20 protein-coding genes are annotated in these 20,754 nt (G+C 67.4%); 9 read left to right on the forward strand and 11 right to left on the reverse strand.

What is annotated here, in order from left to right; translation table 11 throughout:
* Positions 1–1,053, reverse strand: a 1,053-nt coding sequence (locus ABD255_RS08810) for an MFS transporter (protein WP_344211725.1), incomplete at its 3' end; no start/stop codon positions are given.
* Positions 1,054–1,069: 16 nt separating this feature from the next.
* Positions 1,070–1,537 carry a DUF4188 domain-containing protein gene (locus ABD255_RS08815; protein WP_344211727.1) on the reverse strand — a complete coding sequence of 156 codons (468 nt, stop codon included), beginning with the start codon at positions 1,535–1,537 and terminating at the stop codon, positions 1,070–1,072.
* 80 nt (positions 1,538–1,617) lie between these two features.
* On the opposite strand from ABD255_RS08815, the gene ABD255_RS08820 reads away from it, so the two are divergent.
* On the forward strand, positions 1,618–2,244 hold the full coding sequence (locus tag ABD255_RS08820) for a MerR family transcriptional regulator (RefSeq protein WP_344211729.1): 627 nt from the start codon (positions 1,618–1,620) through the stop codon (positions 2,242–2,244).
* A 7-nt stretch (positions 2,245–2,251) separates the two neighbouring features.
* Here ABD255_RS08820 and ABD255_RS08825 read toward each other — a convergent pair whose 3' ends face one another.
* On the reverse strand, positions 2,252–3,184 hold the full coding sequence (locus ABD255_RS08825) for an acyl-ACP desaturase (RefSeq protein WP_344211731.1): 933 nt from the start codon (positions 3,182–3,184) through the stop codon (positions 2,252–2,254).
* A gap of 132 nt (positions 3,185–3,316) precedes the next feature.
* Here ABD255_RS08825 and ABD255_RS08830 point away from each other — a divergent pair, with 132 nt between their 5' ends.
* Genes ABD255_RS08830 through ABD255_RS08840 form a run of 3 tightly spaced genes read left to right on the forward strand, consistent with a single transcriptional unit; the run spans position 3,317 to position 5,242 of the window.
* Entirely contained in the window at positions 3,317–3,667 is a 351-nt protein-coding gene (locus ABD255_RS08830; protein WP_344211733.1) for a VOC family protein, read from the forward strand.
* A gap of 55 nt (positions 3,668–3,722) precedes the next feature.
* Entirely contained in the window at positions 3,723–4,139 is a 417-nt protein-coding gene (locus tag ABD255_RS08835) for an acyl-CoA thioesterase (protein WP_344211735.1), read from the forward strand.
* Positions 4,136–5,242: a zinc-dependent alcohol dehydrogenase family protein gene (locus ABD255_RS08840; RefSeq protein ID WP_344211737.1), complete on the forward strand. Its 1,107-nt coding sequence runs from the start codon at positions 4,136–4,138 to the stop codon at positions 5,240–5,242. The genes ABD255_RS08835 and ABD255_RS08840 overlap by 4 nt, the downstream gene beginning before the upstream one ends.
* A 5-nt stretch (positions 5,243–5,247) precedes the next feature.
* Here the strand turns inward: ABD255_RS08840 and ABD255_RS08845 are convergent, their stop codons facing one another.
* Positions 5,248–5,886, reverse strand: coding sequence for a dihydrofolate reductase family protein (locus ABD255_RS08845; protein ID WP_344211739.1), 639 nt, complete (start codon positions 5,884–5,886; stop codon positions 5,248–5,250).
* 303 nt (positions 5,887–6,189) lie between these two features.
* Between ABD255_RS08845 and ABD255_RS08850 the strand changes: the two genes are divergently transcribed.
* Positions 6,190–7,635, forward strand: coding sequence for a M12 family metallo-peptidase (locus ABD255_RS08850; RefSeq protein ID WP_344211741.1), 1,446 nt, complete (start codon positions 6,190–6,192; stop codon positions 7,633–7,635).
* A gap of 104 nt (positions 7,636–7,739) precedes the next feature.
* On the forward strand, positions 7,740–9,170 hold the full coding sequence (locus tag ABD255_RS08855; RefSeq protein ID WP_344211743.1) for a PPC domain-containing protein: 1,431 nt from the start codon (positions 7,740–7,742) through the stop codon (positions 9,168–9,170).
* Between the two features lie 178 nt (positions 9,171–9,348).
* Here the strand turns inward: ABD255_RS08855 and ABD255_RS08860 are convergent, their stop codons facing one another.
* Together ABD255_RS08860 and ABD255_RS08865 are read right to left on the reverse strand one after the other, a co-directional pair.
* Positions 9,349–9,948, reverse strand: a complete 600-nt coding sequence (locus ABD255_RS08860) for a transcriptional regulator (RefSeq protein ID WP_344212336.1) — start codon at positions 9,946–9,948, stop codon at positions 9,349–9,351.
* 29 nt (positions 9,949–9,977) lie between these two features.
* A complete protein-coding gene (locus ABD255_RS08865) occupies positions 9,978–10,511 on the reverse strand; it encodes a hypothetical protein (protein ID WP_344211745.1) in 534 nt (177 codons plus the stop codon).
* A gap of 142 nt (positions 10,512–10,653) precedes the next feature.
* Between ABD255_RS08865 and ABD255_RS08870 the strand changes: the two genes are divergently transcribed.
* Positions 10,654–12,219: a PEP/pyruvate-binding domain-containing protein gene (locus ABD255_RS08870; RefSeq protein WP_344211747.1), complete on the forward strand. Its 1,566-nt coding sequence runs from the start codon at positions 10,654–10,656 to the stop codon at positions 12,217–12,219.
* A gap of 70 nt (positions 12,220–12,289) precedes the next feature.
* Here the strand turns inward: ABD255_RS08870 and ABD255_RS08875 are convergent, their stop codons facing one another.
* The 5 genes from ABD255_RS08875 to ABD255_RS08895 all read right to left on the reverse strand — a co-directional run bounded on the left by ABD255_RS08875 (position 12,290) and on the right by ABD255_RS08895 (position 16,382).
* Positions 12,290–13,318 (reverse strand): hypothetical protein, encoded by a 1,029-nt coding sequence (locus ABD255_RS08875; protein WP_344211749.1) that lies wholly within the window; start codon positions 13,316–13,318, stop codon positions 12,290–12,292.
* Positions 13,315–13,482, reverse strand: coding sequence for a hypothetical protein (locus ABD255_RS08880; protein ID WP_344211751.1), 168 nt, complete (start codon positions 13,480–13,482; stop codon positions 13,315–13,317). Before ABD255_RS08880 ends, ABD255_RS08875 begins: the two co-directional genes overlap by 4 nt.
* Positions 13,483–13,570: 88 nt before the next feature.
* The gene (locus ABD255_RS08885; RefSeq protein WP_344211753.1) at positions 13,571–14,422 is read right to left on the reverse strand and encodes a DUF72 domain-containing protein; all 852 of its coding nucleotides are present in this window, start codon (positions 14,420–14,422) and stop codon (positions 13,571–13,573) included.
* Between the two features lie 288 nt (positions 14,423–14,710).
* Positions 14,711–15,790, reverse strand: coding sequence for an inositol-3-phosphate synthase (locus tag ABD255_RS08890; RefSeq protein WP_344211755.1), 1,080 nt, complete (start codon positions 15,788–15,790; stop codon positions 14,711–14,713).
* A gap of 10 nt (positions 15,791–15,800) precedes the next feature.
* Complete coding sequence (locus ABD255_RS08895) at positions 15,801–16,382, reverse strand: PadR family transcriptional regulator (protein WP_344211757.1); 582 nt, start codon at positions 16,380–16,382, stop codon at positions 15,801–15,803.
* 332 nt (positions 16,383–16,714) lie between these two features.
* Here ABD255_RS08895 and ABD255_RS08900 point away from each other — a divergent pair, with 332 nt between their 5' ends.
* Together ABD255_RS08900 and ABD255_RS08905 are read left to right on the forward strand one after the other, a co-directional pair.
* Entirely contained in the window at positions 16,715–18,208 is a 1,494-nt protein-coding gene (locus ABD255_RS08900) for a short-chain fatty acid transporter (RefSeq protein WP_344211759.1), read from the forward strand.
* 147 nt (positions 18,209–18,355) lie between these two features.
* The gene (locus tag ABD255_RS08905) at positions 18,356–20,605 is read left to right on the forward strand and encodes a transglycosylase domain-containing protein (RefSeq protein ID WP_344211761.1); all 2,250 of its coding nucleotides are present in this window, start codon (positions 18,356–18,358) and stop codon (positions 20,603–20,605) included.
* The last annotated feature ends 149 nt before the right edge of the window (positions 20,606–20,754 follow it).

The following is a 20,754-nucleotide window of genomic DNA, read 5'->3' on the forward strand; positions in this document are numbered from 1 at the left end:
GTCGACGCTGATCTTCACGCCCTGCGCGCAGAAGCCGGTGAGGAAGCCGGCGACCAGGATCGCGGGCTGGGTGTAGAGACCGCCGGGGATCGCGGTGACGACGCCGGCCGCGACGAAGAGGACGGTGATCCATCGTCTGAGCGTGAGCACTCGCGTCGCCCACGGTGTCACCAGGGCGGCGAGGAACAGGCCGGCGCCGACCGCTCCGGTCGCCAGCGCGAGTGCCCCGAAGGCTTGGTCGAGTTGGTCCGGTCCGTAGAACTTGTTCCGGTAGAGCAGGATCATCGCGACGGTGACCAGGCCGAAGAAGAACCGGAGCGAGCCGATCGCGGCCAGCCCGAGCGCCGGCTGGCGCCGCTCCTTGAGGTGCCGGCCGCCGTCGATCAGCCCGGCCACGATCCCGCGGATCGCCTCGACGACACCCGGCCGCTCGCCGGTCAGGTCGGGGCCGAGTTGGTACCGGCCGAGCCTCAGGGCGAGCAGCGCCGCCGCCACGTAGACGACGGACGTCGTACCGAGGACGGCCAGATCGGAGTCGCTGATCAGTTTGACCCCGGCGCCGACACCACCGCCGACCAGGAACGAGGCGGTGCCCGAGGTCGGGGTGACCGCGTTCGCCATCACCAGTTCGTCGCGGTCGACGACGTGCGGCAGGCCGGCGGAAAGCCCGGACAGCAGGAAGCGGTTCACTCCGAGGGTGAGCAGCACGGCCAGGTAGAACGGCAGCCCGGCGTTGCCGATGGCAACGATCGCGGCGACGACGAGGACCAGCGCGGCCCGGGTCAGGTTGGCGCCGAAGAGGATCTGCCGCCGCGACCAGCGGTCGAGGAGCACGCCGGTGAACGGACCAAGCACGGAGTACGGGAGCAGCGCGACGGCGAACAGTCCCGCGATGGCGGCGGCATCCGGCGCCCGCTCGGGCGAGAACAGCACGTACGCCGCGAGCGCGACCTGGAACACCCCGTCGCCGAACTGCGACGTCAACCGGACGGCGAACAGCCGCCGGAAATCTCCACGCCTGAGCAGCCTGCCGAGATCCCGGATGAACTGCACGCCTGCACTGTAACCACTACTTCGTGGCGAGCCTTTCGGCGGCAGTGCGGCCGCGCGAGTTCACCGGTACTACGCCGGCGACCTTGCCGAGTCCGAGGAGTGGCATGTTGCCGTAGATCGTCTCGGTGTGGCCGGCCGGGACCACGTAGGTCTCGTGCCAGATGCCGACCGCGTTGCTCTTGTAGGCCAGCTGGTAGAACTCGGTCCAGGCCGGCCGATGCGTGCGCTGCGCGTCGTTGGCGAAGGCTTGGAGCTTCTCGGTGGATTCCCAGTACTGGATCATCGTCACGCTGCGAAGCCCAGGGAACGTTCGGAAACTGAGCAGACCGCTGTCTGGATCTCCCATCAGTTCGCGCAGCATCGGACCCATCGCCTTCGAGACCGGCAGCCACTGCCGCCAGGCGCGGAGTTTGTTGACCCGCATCCCGATCAGGAAGACCACCAACTCCCCGTCGTACGCCGCTGTCTGCCGTCCCTCGATCATGGCTCGTCCCCTCGGTTGGATAGTACGACTCCCTAATATTGGAGAGTGATACTCTCTAAAAGTCAAGAGGAGGATCGTGGATGTGGATCGCTGAGTTGTCGCGCCGGACCGACGTACCGGTCGCGACGATCAAGTACTACCTGCGCGAGGGCCTGCTGCCGCCGGGTGAAGCGGTCGGCGCCACCAGATCGCGGTACGACGAAGCGCACGTCCGCCGGCTGCGGCTGATACGGGCGCTGGTGGAGTCGGGTGGTTTGTCGCTGGCGCGCGTTCGGGGGGTGCTCGCGGAGGTGGACGAGGAGTCCCGGGAGTTGCACGAGGTGCTCGGCGCGGCGCACGGCGCGCTGATCCCGGACGATCTGGTGGCGACTCCGGAGTCCCGGCTGCGCGTCGACGACCTCGTGGCCGATCGCAGCTGGCTGGTCTACTCCGAGTCCCGGGACCGTCTCTTGCTGGCGGCCGCACTCGACGCCCTGGAGAAGGTTGGCTACCACCTGGACGACGAGCTCTTGGAAACCTATGCCTCGGCCGCTACCGAGATCGCCGACGCAGAGGTCAGCCACCTGCCGACGGACGACCGCCAGCGAACGGTCGAAGCCACCGTGCTCTTAACAGCCCTGGGCGGCCCGGTCCTGCTGGCCCTCCGTCGCCTAGCTCAACAAAACGCATCGGCCCACCGCTACGGCACCTCACATCTACCAGGCTGATTACCGATCAACTGGAGGCGCGGGCGGCCTGACGTTCGCGGAGGCGGGCTCGCTGCTCGACGAAGCGGGTCGCCTGGGCGTCCAGCGCTTCCATGAACTCGCCCAACTCGTCGCGCGCCTTGGCGCCGTCGCCGCTCAGGTCCTCGCGCTCGAAGACCTTCCACTTCCGCAGGATCGGCGCGACCACCTCGTCGTGGTGCAGCCGCAGGTCGTAGATGCCGGCCTTCGCGATCGTCACCGAGTTCCGGGCGAACCCCTCCATCGTGGCGCCCGGCATCGAGAAGTCGCGGACCTCGTTGACGACCGCCCGCATCGTCTCGTTCGGCGCCGACTCGAACGCGGCCGAGACCAGGTTCCGGTAGAAGATCATGTGCAGGTTCTCGTCGGTGGCGATCCGGGCCAGCAACTGGTCCGCGATCGGGCAGCCGGTGGCCTTGCCGGTGTTGCGGTGCGAGACGCGGGTGGCCAACTCCTGGAAGCTGACGTACGCGATCGCCTCCAGCATGTTCTTCTCGACGACGTGGCCGGCGGTCATGTGCGCCATCCGCGCGACCTCCAGCTCGACCGGGTCGACGCCGCGGGTGACCACCAGGTAGTCGCGCAGCGCGATCCCGTGCCGGCCTTCCTCCGCGGTCCAGCGGCCGACCCAGGTGCCCCACGGGCCGTCGAGGCCGAACTGGGTGGCGATCTCCCGGTGGTACGAGGGCAGGTTGTCCTCGGTCAGCAGGTTGGTGATCATCGCGATCTTGGCGACCGGGTCCAGCCGGGACTGCTCCGGCGACCAGTCCTCGCCGCCGAGGAAGGCGAAGTCGCGGCCCTCGCTCCAGGGGACGTAGTCGTGCGGGTTCCAGTTCTTGGTGATGGCCAGGTGCCGCTCGAGATTCTCCTCGACGACGGGTTCCAGCTCGTGCAGCAGGTTCGTCACCAGCTTGTCGTTCACCAGGATCTCCTTCGTCGGCGGTCCACTCCACCCTACGGCACCGTAAGTTACGCGACCGTAGGTTGTCGGCGGGTTGCCGGTGGGTAGCCGGTGGGTTGTCGAGCAAGCCGCAGTGGCTCCGACGTACCGGACATGGAGAACAAGTACCCCGCTTGGATCGACATCACCGCCAAGGACGCGGCTGTGACGCGTGCCTTCTACGCCCAGCTCTTCGGCTGGCGCCTGCAGCTCATCGAGGCCTTGAACTATGCCCTGATCGACCCGGACCCGGACGCCCTCCCCGGCGGCATCGGCCAGCAGGACCCCGCTCACCCGGCCGGCATTGTGACCTACTTCTCTGTCTCTGACCTCGAGGAGTCCTTGGCTCGCGCCGAGCAGCTAGGCGCCAAGACGGCCGTCCCTCCCTGGGAAGTCCCCGGCCTCGGCCGGATGACCATCTTCCTGGACCCGGACGGCAACCGCATCGGCCTCTGGCAGGACTAAGCGCAGGGCGCGCGACCGGCCCCTCGGATCAGGTGCCGCCGCTTATGGTGGGGCGATGGATCGGAGCTCCTACGCGCACTTCCTGGCGATCACCACGCGCTGGAAGGACAACGACGTCTACGGGCATGTGAACAACGTCGAGTACTACAGCTTCTTCGACACGGTGATCAACGAGTTCCTGATCCGGGCCGGGAAACTCGACATCCATCGTGGTGAGGTGATCGGGCTCTGCGTCGAGTCGGCCTGCACCTTCAAGCAGTCGCTGGCGTTTCCGGAGACGGTGGATGCCGGACTGCGCGTGTCGAAGCTCGGCAACTCCAGCGTGCACTACGAGATTGGCCTGTTCCGCTCGGGTTCGGACGAGCCCGCCGCGACGGGCCGTTTCGTGCACGTCTTCGTGGATCGGGAGAACCGCCGCCCGGTCGCTCTGCCCGACTCCGTCCGCGCCGCCCTGGAAGGAATCGCCGGATGATCGTGCGAGGAGCAGTACTGCGGGAGATGGGCCTGCCCAGCCCGTACTCCGAATCGCGGCCGCTGCGGATCGAGGAGGTCGAACTGGCGCCGCCGGGCCCGGGGGAGCTGCTGGTCCGGATTCGCGCGGCCGGGTTGTGCCACTCGGATCTGTCCGTGATCGACGGGTCCCGGCCGCGGGTGATGCCGATGCTGCTCGGGCACGAGGCGACCGGCGAGGTTCTCCAGTCGGAGGCGGCGGGGTTCGCTGTGGGGGACTCGGTCTGCTTCGCCTTCGTCCCGGCCTGCGGCGCCTGCGGCCCTTGTGCGGAAGGGCGCGCGGCCCTGTGTGAACCAGGCGCAGCAGCCAACGTTGCCGGCACCTTGCTCTCCGGAGAACGTCGGCTGGCTGGAGTGAACCACCACCTGGGTGTGTCCGGGTTCGCCGACCACGCGGTGGTGTCGGCCCGGTCGGCGGTGAAGGTCGACCCGGAGTTGCCGCCGGAGATCGCAGCGCTCTTCGGCTGTGCGGTGATGACGGGAGTCGGGGCTGTGGTGAACACGGCTCGGGTGCGGGCGGGCCAGAGCGCGGTCGTCTTCGGACTCGGCGGTGTCGGGCTGTCGGCACTACTCGGGGCAGTGCTCGTGGGAGCACATCCGCTGGTGGCGGTTGACGTCGTACCGGAGAAGCTTGCGCTCGCCCTCGAGCTCGGCGCCACCCACGCAATCGATGCCCGGAGCAACGATGTCGCCGAGCAGGTACGGGAGGCGACCGGCGGTGGTGCCCACTACGCCTTCGAAACCGTCGGCAGCGCATCCGTCCTGGGCCAGGCCTATGCCGCCACCCGCCGCGGCGGAACCACGGTGACGGTCGGCCTGCCGCATCCCTCCCAGACGCTGTCCATCCCCGCGGTGTCCTTGGTGGCTGAGGAACGCACCCTCAAAGGCTCGTACCTAGGCTCAGCCATCCCCACCCGAGACATCCCGCGCTACATCGCCCTCTACCAAGCAGGCCGCCTCCCAGTAGACCGCCTACTCACCGCCACCGTGCCCCTCGACCACCTGAACGAGGCGTTCGACACCCTCGCCTCCGGCGCGTCAATCCGCCAGGTCCTCCTCCTGTAGGACCCTCAGCGGATCTCCTTCTCCTTTCCGTCCTCGACCTCGATGTCACCGGCCCGGAACGGCGTCGGCGCGAGCGCGACGTACGTAGTACCGGTGCGTGTGATCCGGCTGTCCACCACCTCGAAGCCCGAGGCCGGCGCGCCGTCGGTGAAGAGCCGCTTGCCGGTGCCGACGACGACCGGGAAGGTCAGCAGCCGGTACTCGTCGATCAGGCCGGCCTCGTGCAGCGAGCGGGCCAGTCCGCAGGAGCCGTGCACCTGCAGTTCGCCATCGCCGGGCTTGGCCTTCAGTTCGCGGATCTGCGCGATCGCGTCGTCAGTAAGAGCGGTGCTGTTGTTCCACCCCGGCTCCAGCGGCGTCGACGTGGCGACGTACTTCGGCAGGTTGTTGAGCGCCGTCGCGACCGGGTTCTCCGGATCGGTGACCTGCGACCAGAACTCCTGCATCATCGTGTAGGTCGTCCGCCCGAGCAGGATCGCGTCCGCCTTCTCGAACCAGCCGGTGACGATCTCGCCCATGCCCTCGTCGGAGTACGGCACCAGCCAGCCGCCACGGTCGAACCCGCCGCTGCGGTCCTCGGAGGGCCCACCCGGACCCTGCATGACGCCGTCGATGCTGAGGAAGGTGTGCAAGGTGAGCTTCATGGTGGATCTCCCTGATGGATTCGGTTGCTTTTGACCAGGCGTCGGCCGGCTTCCGCCGAACTCGACAATTCTCGATCTGTGAGCTGAATCACACCCGGCTGTTGCCCTGTCAACCAGTCGGTCCCAGGTGGACGGAGCCTCTGGTGTAGGTAAATTCCGCGGAAAAACGTATACAGGCAGGCAACCGATGCGGCAATGTACGCAAAGTGCGCGCACGCGCACGTCAAGTGAGGCAACGGCTCGCCCCGGCCAGTCCCCCCAGACGCCTGGCGACGCCGTGGAGTCCCCTGAGGAGGGCCCCAGATGCAGAGCAGGTTCCGCCGAACCGGTGCGCTCGTAGGCGCCGGTGCCGTTCTGTTCGGTGCGCTGGCCGTGGTGGCCGGCAACCAGGCAGACGCGAAACAGGGTCCGTCCCCGGCCCCGTTGGACCAACTACTCGGCCAGCCGATCCAGGGTAAGGCCGCGCTCGGCAAGCTCCAGCCGAGACTCGCCGAACTGGCTGAGCGCAACGGCATCGCCGAGCAGCAGTTGCAGCGGATCCTGGCCAGTGACAAGACAAGTTGGCTCGACAAGGACGGCAAGCTCTTCTACGCCGAGCCGGTCGCCAGCGCGAAGGAGCAGCGGTCCGCGACCGCGTCGCCGGCCTGGGCCCGGAGCGCCGTCGCCGCCGCCACCGGCCCGGCGTTCGAGTTGCACAGCAAGCCCGGCTCGAACCGGGTGATCTACCTGGACTTCGACGGCCACACGATCAGCGGCACCGCCTGGAACACCAACGGCAAGCCCGCCACCGTGAACGTCACGCCGTACGACACCGACGGCAACACCTCCACCTGGAGCACCACCGAGCAGAACGTCGTACGGGACGTGTGGGCCAGGGTCGCCGAGGACTACGCGCCGTTCGACGTCGATGTGACCACCCAGGCTCCGCCCGAGTCGGCCATCACCCGGTCGGGCTCGTCGGACCTGCAGTACGGCACGCGCGTCGTGATCGACCCGACCAGCTGGTACCAGTCCGGCTGTGGTTGCGGCGGCGTCGCGTACGTCGGCGTGTACGACAACACCAGCCGGCACGCGTACTACCAGCCTGCCCTGGTCTTCACGAAGGGCGTCGGCACCGGCGCGAAGAACATCGCCGAGGCCGCTTCGCACGAGGCCGGCCACAACGTCGGGCTCAACCACGACGGCACCTCGTCGGTCGGCTACTACCAGGGTCACGGAGCCTGGGCGCCGATCATGGGTGTCGGTTACTCCAAGGCGATCAGCCAGTGGAGCAAGGGCGAGTACTCGAACGCCAACAACAAGGAGGACGACTTCGCGGTGGTCGGCTCCAACGGTCTGGCCCTGCGCGGCGACGACCACGGCAACGGCACCGCTGACGCGACCGCGCTCACCCTGGGCGGGACCGTCAACGGCGTCTACGCCAACGACTCGGACATCGACACGTTCCGGATCGACCTGGCCGCCGGCACCTTCAACTTCGCGGCCAACGCGGCGGCCTCCGGCGGCAACCTGGACATCAGGCTCCAGTTGCTGAACTCGGCCGGCACCGTCGTCGCCACCGCGGACCCGGCCTCCGGCCAGACCAACTCCGCTACGCCGACCGGCCTGAGCGCGAGCATCAGCCGTCAGGTCACCGCCGGGCGGTACTACCTTCGGATCGAGAACACCGGCTACGGCAACCCGCTGAACACCGGCTACTCGACCTACGGCAGCCGCGGCGGGTACTCCGTCCGCGTCACCGCCGGCTAGCACGAGTTGTCGCCGGGACATGTGGGCGCTCGGCCCGTCCACATGTCCCGGCTCTGTCCACGGGGGGACAGAGAAACGGGGGGAATCCTTGAGGAGGATTCCGAATGAGCAGGTTCCGCCGCACCGCCGCACTGGTCAGTGCAGGTGCCGTCGTCTTCGGAGCGCTGGCGGTTGCCGCCGGCACTCAGGCTGACGCACAACCGACACCGCTCGACCAACTGATCGGCAGACCTACTCCCGGCACCGCCGCGCTCGGCAAGGTTCAGGCCCGGCTCGCGGAGGTTGCCCAGCGCAATGGTCTGTCCGAGCAGAAGTTGCGCGACACGCTTGCCACCGACAAGACCAGCTGGCTCGACTCTGACGGCAGGCTGTTCTACAAGGAACCAGGTCTGACCGATGCGCAGATGGTCCCCGAGGTGTCACCCCGCTGGGCCACCGAGGCGGTCGCCGCGGCCGAGGGTCCGGCCTTCGAGCTGCACAGCAGGCCGGGCGCGAACCAGGTGATCTACTTGGACTTCGACGGTCACAGCATCACCGGTACGGCGTGGAACGCGGACAAGGGGATCGACCCGGTCAACGTCTCGCGGTACGACACCGATGGGAATCCGGCGAGCTTCGGGACCGCCGAGCAGGACGTAGTACGCGAAGTGTGGGCGCGGGTCGCGGAGGATTACGCCGCCTTCGACGTCGACGTGACGACGCAGGAGCCGCCACAGGACGCGATCAACCGAACCAGTACTTCGGACCAGCAGTACGGCACGCGAGTGCTCATCGATCCCGACACCTGGTACCAGTCGGGTTGTGGCTGCGGTGGTGTCGCCTACATCGGCGTCTACGACAACGCCGGCCAGCACGACTATTACCAGCCTGCGCTGGTCTTCACCCGCGGTGTCGGCACCGGCGCGAAGAACCTCGCCGAAGCCGCCTCCCACGAGGCAGGGCACAACGTCGGCCTCGGCCACGACGGCACCTCGTCAGTCGGCTACTACCAGGGTCACGGAGCCTGGGCGCCGATCATGGGCGTCGGCTACTACCGCGGAATCAGCCAGTGGAGCAAGGGTGAGTACTCCGGCGCCAACAACTCTGAGGACGACTACTCGGTCATCAGCTCCCACGGCCTGGCACTGCGCGCCGACGAGGCAGGTGACACCACAGCTGCCGCGGTAGCTCTCGCAGTCGGCGCCACCGCGAACGGCATCATCGCCGCCGAGTCCGACACCGACGTGTACCGGGTCGACGTCGCAGTAGCAGGGAGCTACACGGCAACGGCCGGCTCGGCCGCTTTCGGCGGCAACCTCGACATCAAACTCGACCTGCTCAACTCCGCCGGCGCGGTCGTCACCTCAGCCGACCCAGCCTCCGGCCAAACCAACGCAGGTACCCCGACCGGCCTGGGCGCCAGCGTCAGCAGCAACCTTCAGCCCGGCACGTACTACCTCCGCGTCGACAACGTCGGCTACGGAGACCCCCTCAACACCGGCTACTCCACCTACGGGAGCCGCGGCGCCTACACCCTGGCCGTGAACCCGTCCTGATACCCCTGCGGTTGGTCATCCTCTGGCGGGCTGACCAACCGCAGGCTCGGCCCTTATCGCCCTGACGGCCTGACGGCCTGACGGCCTGACGGCCTGACGGCCTGACGGCCTGACGGCCTGACGACGACGATCAGGTCGCACTCGCGCAGCCGCCGGGTGACCTCGGCGTAGACCGCCCTCACCGGCCGCGAGGAAGGCCCAAGGTTGCGATGAGATCCTCGTGGAGTTCGAACCAGACTGTGTGGCAGGAGTCAGCACCGGTTCGGTCAACCCAACTGAGATCACCTGCCAGCACGCGGTCGAGCGCGGCAACGAACCTCGTGTCGTAGTCGCGGAAGCGCTCGAGAACACTGTCGAGCTGATCCTGCACCGGCTTGAGTGCTTGGGCGAGGGCGCTCAGTTCCTCGACGACACGACTGTCCCAGGCTGAGTCGCTGTGATCGTTGAACGCCAGCGCGTCCGCCGTGGTCGGCCGGATCTGCCAATCCGTACAGGCTTGCTGGAGGCGCCCATTGAGCGGAAGAAACTCCTGGTAAGTCGCGTGAACCACTTCGCGGCCGCCTGTCTGCTCGATCTCCCGTGCAAGCTGCCGTTCGTTCTCCGCCCGCCCGGCGTCGGTCAGTGACCAGCCACCCGTCCCAGCGAACATGCTCTTCGTGATCCACCCGTAGGCCTGAAAGTCGAGCAGCAAGTCGGCTGTCGCCGCCTCATCCAGCCCGAACCGCCCCGCCACCGCCCGATCCTCAGCCACCCCTCCCAACCGCACCGCATGCAACACCAGCAACCCAGGCTCCGACCCATTCCCCATCACTTCACCTGCCCATCCGCCCCAACCCAGCCGTCGACCGCGCTCCGCCCATCCACCGCGCTCCGCCCATCCACCGGGCTCCGCCCATCCACCGGGCTCCGCCCATCCACCGCGCTCCGCCCCTCTGACATGCTCCGCCCGCCTGGCGCGCTCTGCCCTTCTGACGCGCTCCGGCCGACCGGTGCGGCACCGGTCGTTGACCTGCTGGCTCGCGCCGTGAGGCGGTCGAGACGCTGCTGGCAGGCTTGGGGTGAATTCAGCTCGAGTGCGTTCGCCATCTGAGCCCAGGTGAGACCCAGGCCGCGCGCCGCGAACAGCAACCCCGTCTCCAGTTGATCGATCTCAGCCCGCGCCGCCGGAAGCAACTGCAACGCCGCCACCGCCGCGTCCGCGACCTCCTGATCGCTCGCCCCTTCACCGAAGGCAGCAGAGCCCGACCTCCACAGGAAGAACTGGATCAGGTCAACCGCCGTCGGCGGCATCGCGCCTCGCTGCCAAGGCCGCTGCTCCAGCCGATCGGCCCCGGCGCCCAACAGCCGCTCCCGAGCCTCCCGCTCCCGCTGAGCTCGATCTTGATCACTCGCCGCAGCACCGTCATTGCCTCGCACCCGAAAACAGTCCATCATCAACAAAGTGTTGTCAACATTTTGTTGAAGTCGAGCCGGGAGCCACACGTTGTTGATTCGCCTCACCCACGCCACGGTGGAGAACGCCGGCGCCAAGGCCGCCGTCCTGGGCAAACTCGCCGCGGCGGATTTTCCCGTCCCACCTGGGTTCGTCATCCCGCTGGACGCCTACGTCGCGGCAACCGCCAGCCTGGAACTCTCCGACGTGCTCGCCGAACACGCCAGCGCCGCGCCCGCCGACCACGGCCGCGCCCTTGCCGACCACGGCCGCGCCGAGCTTGCGGAGCGTGGCCGCGCCGAGTTCGCCGAGCGTGGCCGCGCCGAGCTTGCGGAGCGTGGCAGCGCCGAGCTTGCCGAGCGTGGCCGTGCCGAGCTTGCCGACCACGGCAGCCGCGTGCTTGCCGACCACGGCAGCGACGAGGTACGTCGGCTTGTCCGGGCACAACCATTTCCAGCCGAGCTGCTCACTGAGCTCGCCGAGGCGCTGACCGAGCTGGGGGATGCACCGGTCGCAGTCCGTTCGTCAGCTACCACCGAAGACACCGCCGACGCGTCCGCAGCAGGCCAACACGACACCTACCTAGGAGTCCAAGGCCTCGCCGCAGTCGCCGACCGAGTCCAGGCCTGCTGGTCCTCCCTCTGGACCCATAGAGCCATCACCTATCGCCAAACCCACCATGCGCCTCAATCCCGCACCGACGGCGACCGGAGCACTGAGCGGGGTCCCGCGATGGCTGTCATCGTTCAGCGGCAGGTCGACGCCGAGGTTGCGGGGGTGTTGTTCAGCAGCGGGCGTGATTCGGTCGTTGAAGCGTCCTGGGGGCTCGGTGAGAGCGTCGTTCAAGGGCTGGTGACACCGGACCTGTTCACCGTGTCCGACGACGGACAGATGGAACACCAGCTCGGGTCCAAGCAGACCCGAATCGACCGCGATGCCGACGGCACAACCACCATCACCACGGAGGTCCCGCCTCACCACCGTGAGCGCCTCTGCCTGACAGAGCGCCAACTCCACGAGTTGGACGAACTCGGCCGTGCTGTGGTCGCTCGCCTCGGAGCCCCGCAGGACATCGAGTTCGCGCTGGACTCCACGGGCCTTTGGCTGCTCCAAGCCCGGCCCATCACAGCACCGCTACCTCCAGTTCGCCTTCCCCCGCAGGCGGATCAGCCGACCAGACAGACGGACCAGCCGACCAGGCAGGCGGATCAGCCGACCAGGCAGATGGACCAGCCGATCGGACAGGCGGACCAGCCGACCATGCAAGCCGACGGGTTGGCCGGGTTGGCCGGGCCGAAGGTGCTGCAGGGGGTTGGTGGGAGCGCGGGCGTTTTGTCGGGTGTGGCTCGCGTGGTGGAGGGGCCGGGGGACTTCGGGCGAGTCGGGGTCGGGGAGATCTTGGTGTGCCGGTATACCGATCCATCGTGGACTCCGTTGTTCGGGATGATTGGCGGGGTGGTGACGGAGACGGGTGGGCGTCTTTCCCATGCGGCGATCGTTGCCCGCGAGCGTCGGATTCCTGCTGTGCTTGGTGTTCCGTCGGTGATGAAGACCGTGCGGGACGGGCAGGAGATCACCATTGATGGGAGTGCGGGCACGGTCGAGTTGGCGCGCTGATCTCGCCGCCTACTGGGACCGTAGTTGTCGGGACTCATGTGGGCCTGACCCGAGTGCCTATGGCAACTGATTAGAGGCTCAGGTCGCTGGTCGGTGACCTGGAGTTGGAGATAGCCCTTGCTGGGCTTGGGCTTGGGCTTGGGCTTGGGCTTGGGGTCTGGGGCGAGGGCTGGTGGGTTGGTGGGGCTACGCCGGCGAGGGCGTGGTGGATGGCGGCCTTCGGTTGTGCGGAGGTGGTGGCGGGGCGTTGGCGGGAGTGGTTGAGGGCTGGGCTGGTGGGGGCGTCGTAGTGCTTTTCGGCGGTGGCTAGTTCTTGGTGGAGGAGGGTGATGAGGCGCGTGCCGGCGGCGTGGGAGCGGGAGGTCGCGAAGCCTCGGGGGAAGGGCTCGTAGGTTTCCAAGGCGTGGAAGGAAGTGCGGAGGGCCTCCTCGAGGTGGAAGCGGGCGGCGGGCTCTTGGTCGGGTGGGACGAGCTGGGAGAGGCGGCTTGAGTGGTAGATGAGGTTGACGACGGTGCTCCACTGGCCCTCGGCGGTTTGACGGTTGAGGAGGCGGAGGGATTCGCCGGGCGGCAACTGGGCTTGACGGTCCAGGTCGGCGGTGAGCAGGCGGACGGCCGGGACGAACGCGGCGTACGAGGGTTGGCTGCGGGTTTCGGTGATGCCGGGGGCAACTTTGTCGATACCGAGCTTGTGGATGTAGGTGTTCAGGGAGTCGTGAGCCCAGGCTTCTGCGACGCCTTCTTCCAGGTGGCGGCCGCCTAGGAGTTTGAAGGCTGATCGGGCTGCCTCTTGGGTCGAGCCCGTCGGTCCAAGGAAGTGGGACTGTTCGTGGAGCAGGGTGACCAGGGCCTCGCGGTAGCGGATCAGGGCGGCTTCCGACTGGTGCTCGCCGGAGCGGTCGTACATCTCCTGCAGTGGGTCGAGGATGCAGTCGCGGTCCAGATGCAGAGTGCCGTCCCAGTGCGCCAGACCGAGGATGCCCTCGCCGGCCTCGACGACCTTGCCATTCCAGGCGGTCTGGTCGGCGCGGCTGATCCGAAGGGCTGCTCGGGCGTGCTTCTGGAGCAACGTGGCCAACGACGTGGGAGCCGCGGTCATGGGCGCAGTGCCGCGGCCAGGCGGACGAGGGAGTCCGCGGAGCGTTGGAGATTGGCCTTCTCGCGTGGGTCGTCGCAGTCTTCTGCGCGGCGGCGGAGATCGGCGATCAGTTCCTGGGTGCGGTCATAGCGGTCGCCGGTTGGGGTGGTGCGTTCGTCGTCCATGGCTGTCCTCCCGAGAGTTGGTCTCGACGGAGAACATAGGGAGATTCAGCCGCTGATCGGCCGCGGATTTCCCAGCTGTGGATAACCCTCAGAAGAGGGTTGGAGGTTCTGCCGGGATCGGCTCGGGGAGGGGGTCGAGCTCGGGTACGCGGGTGCGGACGTCGTTGTGGAAGCGGCGGGCGAGGGCGAGCGACTCGGCGTTGTCGGGGGTGTGCAGGAAGATCGTGGGCGAGCGGCCTTCGCGGAGCCACTCGGCGGTTTGGTCTGCCAGGTATTGCCAGCCGTTGATCGTGACGTCGAGGTCGTCCCGGCCGATGTAGCGGACGATCGGGTACCGGGTCAGCGCGCGGGTTCGTCGCGGGAGGCGCGGCTTGCTCATCCATGCCTCGCGCTCGACGTAGCTGGTCGCGGGGGTCTGGAACAGGGTCAGTGTGTCGAAGGGGACCCATTCGGCGCCTACGCGGGCGAGGACCTGCTCCAGCAGGCGGGTTGATCGTTCCTCTTCGAAGAACGCGGGATGTCGTACTTCGACCGCGTACCTGAAGGTGGACGGGGCTTTGTGAAGGAAGGCGGCTAAGGAGCCTAGATCGGTCGGGGCGAAGGAGGCCGGGAGTTGGATCCAGAGGGCGTGGGCTCGGGGGCCGAGGGGTTCCATCGCGGTCAGGAAGGTTCGTAGTTCTTCGTCGGCTTTGTTGAGGCGGTGGTCGTGGGTGATCACCTTGGGGAGCTTCAGGACGAAGCGGAAGGTTGGGTCTACTTGGGCGGCCCACATTTCCACGGTGGTGCGGGCGGGGGTTGCGTAGAAGGTGGTGTTGCCCTCGACCGCGTTGCACCAGGATGCGTAGGCCTGGAGGCGTTCCTTGGGTGGGAGAGGGTGGGGGAGGAAGCGATGCTGCCAGGGGACGTGGGTCCACATTGCGCAGCCCACGTGTAGTTGCATGGGGAAAACCTAGTGCGGCTTGAGGTGAGTGGGCGAGTGGATGGAGTCTGGGGCTGGGCACGCGAGCAAGCTCGCAGGAGGTGGCGAGGGCCGTACCGGGTGGGTGGAGGCGGCGGGGTGGGTCTGGCGGTCTGGGGTTGGGGACGCGAGCAAGTGCGCGGGAGGTCGCGAGGGCCGTAGCCGGGTGGGTGGAGGTGGCGGGGGCCGGCGGTCGGGAAACGGAAGCCCTCGCAGCCGGAAGCATCCGGCTGCGAGGGCTTCGCGTTGTTGGCGCTTGTGGGGCTGGGATCAGCGCTCGATCTCGCCCTTGATGAACTTTTCGACCAGGTCGCGGCAGACGTCGTCGGCGTACTGCTCCGGCGGGGACTTCATGAAGTACGAGGAGGCGGACAGGATCGGGCCGCCGATGCCGCGGTCCTTGGCGATCTTCACGGCGCGGATGGCGTCGATGATGATGCCGGCCGAGTTCGGCGAGTCCCAGACCTCGAGCTTGTACTCCAGCGACAGCGGGACGTCGCCGAAGTTGCGGCCCTCGAGCCGGATGAAGGCCCACTTGCGGTCGTCCAGCCAGGCCACGTAGTCCGACGGGCCGATGTGCACGTTGCGCGGGTCGATGTCGTCGACCAGTTGCGAGGTGACGGACTGGGTCTTGCTGATTTTCTTGGACTCCAGCCGGTCGCGCTCCAGCATGTTCTTGAAGTCCATGTTGCCGCCGACGTTCAGCTGGTAGGTCCGGTCGACGGTGACGCCGCGGTCCTCGAACAGCTTGGCCAGCACCCGGTGGGTGATGGTGGCACCGATCTGCGACTTGATGTCGTCGCCGACGATCGGCACGCCGGCCGCGGTGAACTTGTCCGCCCACTCCTTGGTGCCGGCGATGAACACCGGCAGCGCGTTGACGAAGGCGACCTTCGCGTCGATCGCGCACTGCGCGTAGAACTTCGCGGCCTGCTCCGAACCGACCGGCAGGTAGCAGACGAGTACGTCGACCTGCGCCTCACGCAGGGCGGCGACGACATCCACCGGCGACGCGTCGGACTCGGTGATGGTCTCGCGGTAGTACTTGCCGAGACCGTCCAGCGTGTGGCCGCGCTGCACGGTGACGCCGGTCGGCGGCACGTCGCAGATCTTGATCGTGTTGTTCTCGCTGGCGCCGATCGCGTCGGCGAGGTCGAGGCCGACCTTCTTGCCGTCCACGTCGAACGCGGCGACGAACTCGACGTCGCGGACGTGGTAGTCGCCGAACTGGACGTGCATCAGACCGGGGACGCGCTCGTCGGGCTTCGCGTCGCGGTAGTAGTGCACGCCCTGGACGAGCGAGCTGGCGCAGTTGCCGACACCGACGATCGCTACGCGGATCGAAGTCATCTGGAACTCCTTAGTTGGGGGGTGTTGCAGGCGGTTGTTGCTGGTCAGGGGGCCGCTGCTGGCGTCGCTCGCCGTCGATCAGTTCGTTCAGCCAGCGGACCTCGCGCTCGGCCGACTCCAGGCCGTGCCGTTGCAGCTCGAGGGTGTACGCGTCGACCCGCTCCGCGGTCCGGCTCATCGCGGCCCGGAAGTTGGCCAGCCGCTCCTCCATCCGGGCCCTGCGGCCCTCGAGGATGCGCAACCGGGTGGCCGGATCGGTACGGCCGAAGAACGAGAACCGGACGCCGAACGTGTCGTCCTCCCACGCCGACGGACCGGCGTCGTGCATCGCGCTCGCGAAGTGGTCCTTGCCGTCGGCCGTGATCGTGTAGACGATCTTCTGCCTCCGGCCGGCGTCCGGAGTACCGGCGTCGGCGGAGATCAGTCCGTTGCGGAGCATCGCCTTCAGGCACGGGTAGAGCGACCCGAACGACAGCACGCGTCCCCAGCCGAACTGGGCGTTGACGCGCTTGCGGAGCTCGTAACCGTGCATCGGCGCTTCGTGCAGCAGGCCGAGTACGGCGAGCTCCAGGACACCACTGCGGTTTCCCATGACCCACCTCCCTCGACCCATTTTGTCATGACCTGATGTATCGAGTTGATACATCGCACCGCCACTGTAAGCACGAGAAGGACCCCTCACAACTCATGACAAAGTCGACCTTTGTCACCTCGGTCCCGCCACACCGCCGGAGAAAGCTGTTACGTCAGGCGCCGATCTGCGTTAATCAGCTGACACAGCGTCGTGGTGCGAGAGCGGAGGGTCATGGCAATAGGCATGCCGTGCCTCCGGCGCGGCGGGTCATGGGGCTCAGCCTCCCGGCCTTCCCTCGTCGCTCCGGTCGCGACGCTCCCTACACTCCTCAGTCCAGACCAGGAGGCCCCATGACCGACAGCCATGGGAAGCACGCGAAGCACGACACCGAGCGCGAGGGGCCGCTGGCCCGGACCGCGCTGAGGTTCACCGCCTTCACCGAGAAGTGGTTGCCCGACGCGTTCGGCTTCGTCCTGGTCGGCACCTTCGTGGTGCTGCTGTTCGGCCTCGTCACCGGCGAGCCGCTGCTGAAGCGGCCGGACGACCCGGCCGCGACCAAGGGCTTCGGCATGGTCGACGCCTGGGGCCTCGGCTTCTGGTCTCTGATCGCCTTTACCCTGCAGATGGCGATGATCATCATCGGCGGGTACGCCGTGGCCACCAGTGGTCCGGTCGCCCGGCTGATCACCCGGCTGGCCCGGATCCCCCAATCCCCCCGTACTGCGGTCGCCTTCGTCGCGGCCGTCGCCATGTTCGCGTCCTACCTGAACTGGGCCTTCAGCCTCATCTTCGCCGCGATCCTCGCCCGCGAGGTGGCTCGCAACGTGCCGAAGGCGGACTACCGGGCTCTGGGCGCGATGGCGTTCCTGGGACTCGGCACGGTCTGGGCGCAGGGCCTGTCCGGCTCGGCCGCCCTGCAGGTGGCGAGCGCGAGCAGCAGCCCGGCGCCAATCCAGGAGGTGATCCGGGCCGGTGGTCGCGAGAGCGGCTTGATACCGCTCACCGACACGATCTTCACCTGGCAGGCGATCGTCGCGACGCTCCTCGTGTACTGCGTGGGCGTGGCGATGGCCTGGTTCATCGCACCGGGCGAGGGAAGCTCCAAGACCGCTGAGGACATCGGCATCGAGCTCCGCCCCCTGATCGGGCGTGGTTCGGCGTACAACGGGCAGCGGGTGGACGGTGAGGAGGAGAAACGCCGGCCGGGTGACTGGCTCGAGCACTCGCCGTTGTTCAGCCTGCTGGTGGTCCTGCTCGGCGTGGTCTACCTGGTCCGCTACTTCGACGGCAAGAGCTTCTTCAACGCGCTCGACCTGAACACGGTGAACCTGATCCTCTTTCTGCTGGCGATGCTGCTGCACTGGCGGCCGTGGCGGATGGCCCGGGCAGTGCGGGACGGCGCGCCGGCGGCGGCCGGAGTACTGCTGCAGTTCCCCTTGTACGGCGGCATCTTCGGCATGATCGCCTACACCGGGATCTCCGCCCGGTTGGCCGGATGGTTGGTGCAGGCAAGCAACCAGTTCTTCTTCCCGCCGTTGGTGGCGATCTACTCCTGCATCCTCGGGATCTTCGTTCCCAGTGGTGGCAGCAAATGGGTGATCGAGGCGCCGTACGTGCTGGACGCGGCCAACCAGCTCACCGTGGACGCGGGCTGGATGGTCGTCGTGTACGACCTCGGCGAGGCCAGCGCCAACCTGCTGCAGCCGTTCTGGATGCTGCCGACGCTGGCCATCCTCGGCCTCAAGGCCCGCGACATCATGGGCTACACGTTCACCATGTTCCTGGCCTGCTTCCCGACGGCTCTGATCGCCGTCACGCTGCTGGCGCCGCACGTCACCGGCTGAGCGCCGGAAAGCGGTTCCAGCCGATTCCGGACCAGGGTGGGAACGGTGACCGGACGACCGGTTAGGATCCATCGGTTTAGGGAGCGTTACCACATCCGCCGTACTCTGGGTCGCAATGACTTCAGCGAGATCGTCGAGGATTGCACTGTGAGTGAAGCTCGTAGGAAGGCTCCTACCCGCGCACGCCGCAAGAAACACTGGGCACTGAGGGTCGCCGGCTGGTTGCTGGCACTGTTCTTCCTCGGCGTGATCGGAGCCGCTGCCACCTTCTTCATCGGCTACCAGACCACCGACATCCCGGACGTGAACAAGGAGTTCGCGACCAACACCACCACGGTGACGTACGCGAACGGTACTCGCGAACTGGGGTCGCTCTACGAGCAGAACCGGCGATCGGTGCCGCTGGCCCAGATCCCGAAGCACGTCCAGGACGCCGTCATCGCGGCCGAGGACCGGACCTTCTGGACGAACCCCGGCATCTCGCCGTCCGGCATGGCCCGGGCCGCCTTCAACATCGCCCGCGGCGAGCAACTGCAGGGCGGTTCGACGATCACCCAGCAGTACGTGAAGATCATGTACCTGACCCAGGAGCGGACCTTCTCGCGGAAGTTCTCCGAGCTGTTCATCGCGACCAAGCTGAGCCGTTCGCAGGACAAGAAGAGCACCCTCGAGGGCTACCTGAACACCATCTACTTCGGCGAGGGCGCGTACGGCGTCGCCGCCGCGGGTGAGGCGTACTTCCAGGTCAAGGACCCGAAGAACCTCAGCGTTCCGCAGGCCGCTCTGCTGGCCACCGTGCTGAACAACCCGAGCATCTTCGATGTGGACGACAAGTCCAAGAAGACTCAGGACCGCATTCTCAGTCGCTACCGGTACGTGCTCGACGGTATGCGCCTGTCCGGCACCATCACTCAGGCGCAGGCCGATGCTTACAGCAAGAACCTTCCGGCACTGAAGAAGAAGGGCAAGAGCAGCCGGTACAAGGGTTCGGCGGGCTTCCTGCTGGACATGGCTCGCAAGGAACTGGTGAAGCTCGGTTTCACCGACGAGCAGATCGTCGGCGACGGTCTCAGGGTGAAGACCACGATCGACTACAAACTGCAGGAGAACGCGGTCAAGGCCGTCTTCAGCGACAAGCAGCCGGGCAAGCCGGACAAGCTGCACATCGGGCTGGCCTCGGTCCGGCCGGAGACCGGTGAGCTGGTCGCGATGGTCGGCGGACCCGACTTCCTGAAGAGCCAGATCAACTGGGCGACCGCCAGGGCCCGGCCGGGATCGTCCTTCAAGCCGTTCGCGGTCGCGGCGGCCCTGCAGGAGGGGAAGACCCTCGAGGACACCTTCGAGGGCGACGGCCCGATCGAGATCCGCGGCGGCAAGTACGACAACGAGTTCGGCGAGGACTACGGCACGGTCAGCCTGCTGACCGCGACCGAGAAGTCGGTCAACACCGCCTTCTACGACCTCGTCGACCGGCAGTTGGACAGCGGCCCGGAGAAGGTCGCCAAGGCCGCCGAGGCGGCCGGCATCCCGACCATCCCGGCCGCCGACCGGGACGCGCCGGCGCTGGTGCTCGGCCCGAACGCCTACGCCTCGCCGGTCGACATGGCGAGCGCGTACGGAACCTTCGCGGCCGATGGCAAGCGCACGCCGGCGCACATCATCAGCGAGGTCAAGGACATCACGGGCAAGGTCCTGTGGTCCGACAAGTCGAAGCTGCAGGCCACCCAGGCGATCGACCCGGAGATCGCCAAGACGACGAGCTACGCCCTGCAGCAGGTGGTCGACGCCAAGGGCGGCACCGGTAGCGCCGCTCGCGAGATCGACCGCCCGGCCGCGGGCAAGACCGGTACCGCCGGCGGTATGTCGGTCGACCACCGACGCGCGAACCTCAAGTGCAAGTGCGAGAAGTTCAAGGAGGGCGACGACACGCTCACCTCCTGGTGGGTCGGCTACACCCCGCAACTGTCGACGGCGGTGCTCTACCGGGCCGGCAAGGAGGGTGAGTCCGACCTGGACGACTACACCGACGAGAACGCGTTCTTCGGTGGCGGCTACCCGGCCGAGACCTGGGTCGACTTCATGAAGCCGTCGCTGGAGGACCTGCCGGTGGAGGAGTTCTCGGAGCCGAGCGAGGAGAACATGGGGACGCCGACCCCGACGTTCACCCCCTCAAAGACACCGCCGAGCAACACGCCGTCCAACACCCCGAGCAACACGCCGTCCAACACCCCGTCGAACACGCCGTCCAACACCCCGTCGCGGACGCCGACGAAATCGCCGACCAAGACGCGGACGCCGAAACCCCCGTGGCCGACCTTGCCGACCACACCACCCACTGAGGGCAGCACCCCGAACGATCCAGGCGGGCCGAACGACCCAGGCGACGGCAACCAGTAGCTCGATTAAGGCGGCACCCACTTCGGGTGCCGTCTTCGTTTTCGGAGGCTTCTGGAGGCCTGAGGGTGCTGTTCCGATCAGTTCGGTGTGTCGGTGGCCGGAGACCGGAGAGAAGCTCGACCTGGTTTCGCGGACGACGACGGTCGGTT

Origin of the sequence: Kribbella sancticallisti (genome assembly GCF_039530625.1) — a bacterium.
Lineage (GTDB): Bacteria > Actinomycetota > Actinomycetes > Propionibacteriales > Kribbellaceae > Kribbella > Kribbella sancticallisti.